This is a genomic window from Dietzia sp. CQ4 (assembly GCF_014145125.1).
GTDB classification, from domain to species: Bacteria; Actinomycetota; Actinomycetes; order Mycobacteriales; family Mycobacteriaceae; genus Dietzia; species Dietzia natronolimnaea.
Genome location: NZ_JAALDZ010000391.1, coordinates 1 through 3,970 on the forward strand (window position 1 = coordinate 1; position 3,970 = coordinate 3,970).

General features: G+C 71.5%; 3 protein-coding genes. 2 read left to right on the plus strand and 1 reads right to left on the minus strand.

The features are described 5' to 3' along the window. Nucleotides 1-976 (plus strand): phosphoglucosamine mutase (locus G6031_RS17520; RefSeq protein ID WP_182653958.1); only part of this gene is annotated, 976 nt, incomplete at its 5' end. Between the two features lie 43 nt (nt 977-1,019). On the opposite strand, the gene G6031_RS17525 is transcribed toward G6031_RS17520, so the two are convergent. Then, the gene (locus G6031_RS17525; protein ID WP_347238158.1) at nt 1,020-1,892 is read right to left on the minus strand and encodes a dienelactone hydrolase family protein; all 873 of its coding nucleotides are present in this window, start codon (nt 1,890-1,892) and stop codon (nt 1,020-1,022) included. 73 nt (nt 1,893-1,965) lie between these two features. Between G6031_RS17525 and glmS the strand changes: the two genes are divergently transcribed. Continuing rightward, nucleotides 1,966-3,822, plus strand: a complete 1,857-nt coding sequence (glmS, locus tag G6031_RS17530; protein WP_179524682.1) for a glutamine--fructose-6-phosphate transaminase (isomerizing) — start codon at nt 1,966-1,968, stop codon at nt 3,820-3,822. The last annotated feature ends 148 nt before the right edge of the window (nt 3,823-3,970 follow it).

The following is a 3,970-nucleotide window of genomic DNA, read 5'->3' on the forward strand; positions in this document are numbered from 1 at the left end:
CGACCACCTGGAGGACCGCATCGAGGGCGCTCTGACGGAGGGGACGATCACCGGACCCACCGGGGCCTCGGTCGGCCGGATCTCACGCGCGTCGTCGGAGGACGCACTGGACGGGTACGTCCGGCACCTGCTCGACGCCACGCCCGGGCGGCTGGACGGGCTCGTCGTGGTGGTCGACTGCGCCAACGGGGCGGCCAGCGTCGCGGCGCCGCGTGTCTACCGCGACGCGGGGGCGACCGTGATCGAACTCCACGCCGACCCCGACGGGTACAACATCAACGACGGGTGCGGCTCCACACATCTGGACGACGTCCGCGCCGCGGTGCGCGAACACGGTGCGGACCTCGGTCTGGCGCACGACGGCGACGCCGATCGCTGCCTGGCCGTGGACGCCTCCGGCGAGGTCGTCGACGGTGACCAGATCATGGCGATCCTCGCCCTGGCGATGCGGGACTCCGGAGAGCTGGTGGGTGACACCCTCGTGGCGACCATCATGAGCAACCTCGGCCTCAAGGTGGCCATGCAGGCCGCCGGGATCCACGTCACCGAGACCAAGGTGGGGGACCGCTACGTCCTCGAACGGCTCCGCGAGGGCGGGTACAGCCTCGGCGGAGAGCAGTCCGGTCACCTCGTCCTCCCCGCCCACGCGACCACCGGGGACGGGGTCCTCACAGGACTGCGCATCATGGCCCGGATGGCGGAGACCGGCAGCCCCCTGTCCGAGCTCGCCGGCGTGATGACGGTCCTGCCGCAGGTGCTGATCAACGTGCCGGTGGACGACAAGGCCGCGGTCGTGTCGTCCTCGGTGGTGGGCGATGCCGTGGCCGAGGAGGAGGCGCGACTGGGTTCGGGCGGCAGGGTGCTGCTGCGTCCCTCGGGAACCGAGCAGCTGGTCCGCGTCATGGTCGAGGCGGAGGACGCGCACTGCGCCCGCCAGGTGGCCGAGCGACTGGCGGGGCTCGTCACCGCGGTCTGAGCCCCGGTGCGGTGGCCGGGCCCCACTCCGGGTGACGCCCGGCTCAGCTCCCGGTGAAGCTCTTGGCCAGCTTGAGCAGCGGCGGCGCCCCCGCCACGAGGTCGTCGTCCTCCTCCTCCAGCATCGCGTCGGTCACCGAGACGGTGCCCTTGAGCTTCGTCTCCGGATCGGCGAACGCCGAGTAGGTGGCGTCGTCCGCGAGCGTGCTCAGGAGATACCCCGCCAGCAGCGGGCGCACCGCGCGTTGCGTCCGGCGGTCCGGGTCCGCGAGTCCGACGTACTTGACCAGCGGCGCGCCCTCGACCAGGCCGGTCTCGATGGCCTTCTCGAGACGGCGGTGCACGATCGGGCCGCGCCAGGCCAGGTGGAGCGCCCGCGCGTCCTCGGCGTGGACCCCGCCGGACGCCGACAGCAGCAGGGCCGGCGCGTCGATGGTGATGGCCCGGTCGGCGGCCGCCGGGACGGTCTCGGTGGGGAACGCCATCGCCACCGCGCCGATATCGGTGCGCTGGGAGGCCAGCAGGGCACAGACCCCGCCACCGAGCCCGTGACCGGCCAGCCCGATCCGGCGGGGATCCGCGCGGACGGTCCCGCGGCCGAGCCTGGCCTGCAGGACGTCCTCGATCGCGGCCGACAGGTGGTCGGCGAAGTGTTGGTGGTTCGGCCGGGGGGACCGATCGGTCGCGGGCGCGACCACGACGAAGCCCCACGAGGCGAGGTGCTTGAGCGTGTCCGTGTAGTCACGGGGGCCCTTGGTCCAGTCGTGGGCGAAGCCCACCACCGGGGCGGGTGACGGCGCGTCACGCGGGACGAACACCGCGCCCGGCGTCCCGGTGAAACCGAGATCGCCCGTGTCGACCCCGTAGGGTCCCCGCCGGTTCACCTTGTCGAGCAGAGCTTTGGTCTTGATGGCCACGAGGGCCACAGTATCGCCTCCGGGGGGTCGACGGTGCCGGGGCGTCGGGACGGCGTGGCTACACTTAGCGGCCATGTGCGGAATCGTCGGTTATGTCGGGCATCAGGCTGCCCTCCCTGTCGTGGTCGAGGCCCTGCGGCGGATGGAGTACCGCGGATACGACTCCTCGGGCGTGGCCGTCCTCGACGGTTCGGGCGCCTCCCGCGTGGAGAAGAAGGAGGGCAAGCTCGCCAACCTCGAGGCCGCGCTGGACTCCGCCGGGCACGACAGCTTCCCGGGGACCACCGGGATCGGACACACCCGCTGGGCCACCCACGGGCGCCCCAGTGACCGCAACGCCCACCCGCACGTCTCGGGCGACGTGGCGATCGTGCACAACGGCATCATCGAGAACTTCGCCCCGCTGCGCGCCGAGCTGGAGGCCGCGGGGGTCGAACTGGTGTCGGACACCGACTCCGAGGTGGCCGCGCACCTGCTCATGTGCGAGATGGCGTCCGGTCCGCACGCGGGGGACTTCGTCGCCTCGTGCCGGGCCGTGCTGAACCGCCTCGAGGGTGCCTTCACCCTGGTCTTCAGCCACGCCGCCCACCCGGGCACCCTCGTCGCGGCGCGTCGGTCGACCCCGCTGGTGCTGGGCGTGGGGGAGGGCGAGATGTTCCTCGGTTCGGACGTCGCGGCGTTCATCGAGCACACCCGTGAGGCGGTGGAACTCGGCCAGGACAACGTGGTGGTGCTGCGGGCCGACGGCTACGAGATCACCGACCTCGCCGGCGAACCCACCGAGGGCCGCCCGTTCCATATCGACTGGGACCTGGCCGCCGCGGAGAAGGGCGGCTACGACTACTTCATGCTCAAGGAGATCGCCGAGCAGCCGGCGGCGGTCGCCGACACCCTGCTCGGCCACTTCCAGGACGGCCGCATCGTGCTCGACGAGCAGCGGATCAGCGACCAGGACCTCAGGGACATCGACAAGGTGTTCATCGTGGCCTGCGGCAGCGCGTACCACTCCGGCATGGTGGCCAAGTACGCCATCGAGCACTGGACCCGCCTGCCCTGCGAGGTCGAGATCGCCTCGGAGTTCCGCTACCGGGACCCGGTGCTGGACCGGTCCACCCTGGTGGTGGCCATCTCCCAGTCGGGTGAGACCGCCGACACCCTCGAGGCCGTGCGTCACGCCAAGTCCCAGAAGGCCCGCGTCCTGGCGGTGTGCAACACCAACGGGTCGCAGATCCCCCGTGAGGCCGACGCCGTGCTGTACACCCATGCCGGCCCCGAGATCGGCGTGGCCTCCACCAAGGCGTACCTGGCCCAGATCACCGCCAACTACCTCGTGGGACTGGCGCTGGCGCAGGCCCGGGGCACCAAGTACCCCGACGAGGTAGCGGCCGAGTTCCGTCAGCTCGAGAAGATGCCCGAGGCCATCCAGAAGGTGGTCGACTCCCTCGACCCGGTCCGCGAGATCGCGCGGGAGCTGGCCGACTCGAAGTCGGTGCTGTTCCTCGGCCGCCACGTCGGCTATCCGACGGCGCTCGAGGGCGCGCTCAAGCTCAAGGAGCTGGCGTACATGCACGCCGAGGGGTTCCCGGCGGGTGAGCTCAAGCACGGACCGATCGCGCTGATCGAGGACGGCCTGCCCGTCTTCATCGTCATGCCTCCGGTCGAGGGTCGGGGAGTCCTGCACTCCAAGCTCGTGAGCAACATCCAGGAGATCAGGGCCCGCGGTGCCCGGACCATCGTGATCGCCGAGGAGGGGGACGAGGTGGTGCGACCGCTGTCGGACTACTTCATCCCGATCCCGGCCTCGACCACCCTGCTCCAGCCGTTGCTCGCGACCATCCCCTACCAGGCGTTCGCCGCCGAGGTCGCCGCGGCCCGTGGGTACGACGTGGACAAGCCCCGCAATCTGGCCAAGTCCGTCACGGTGGAGTGATCCGCCCCCGGGTCTGATTCCGTCTGGGATCGTGGACGTCATGTTGCGCGCGCACCCGGTCGAGGCGATCCGGGCCGCCGAGCGCCCGCTCATCGAGGCGGCCGCGGCGGCGGGGGACCCGGACGCCGTGATGCGCCGCGCCGCCTCG

Bases quoted from the DNA above. Each gene is read 5' to 3' on its own strand.
- glmS (WP_179524682.1), top strand. From the start codon at position 1,966: ATGTGCGGAATCGTCGGTTATGTCGGGCATCAGGCTGCCCTCCCTGTC.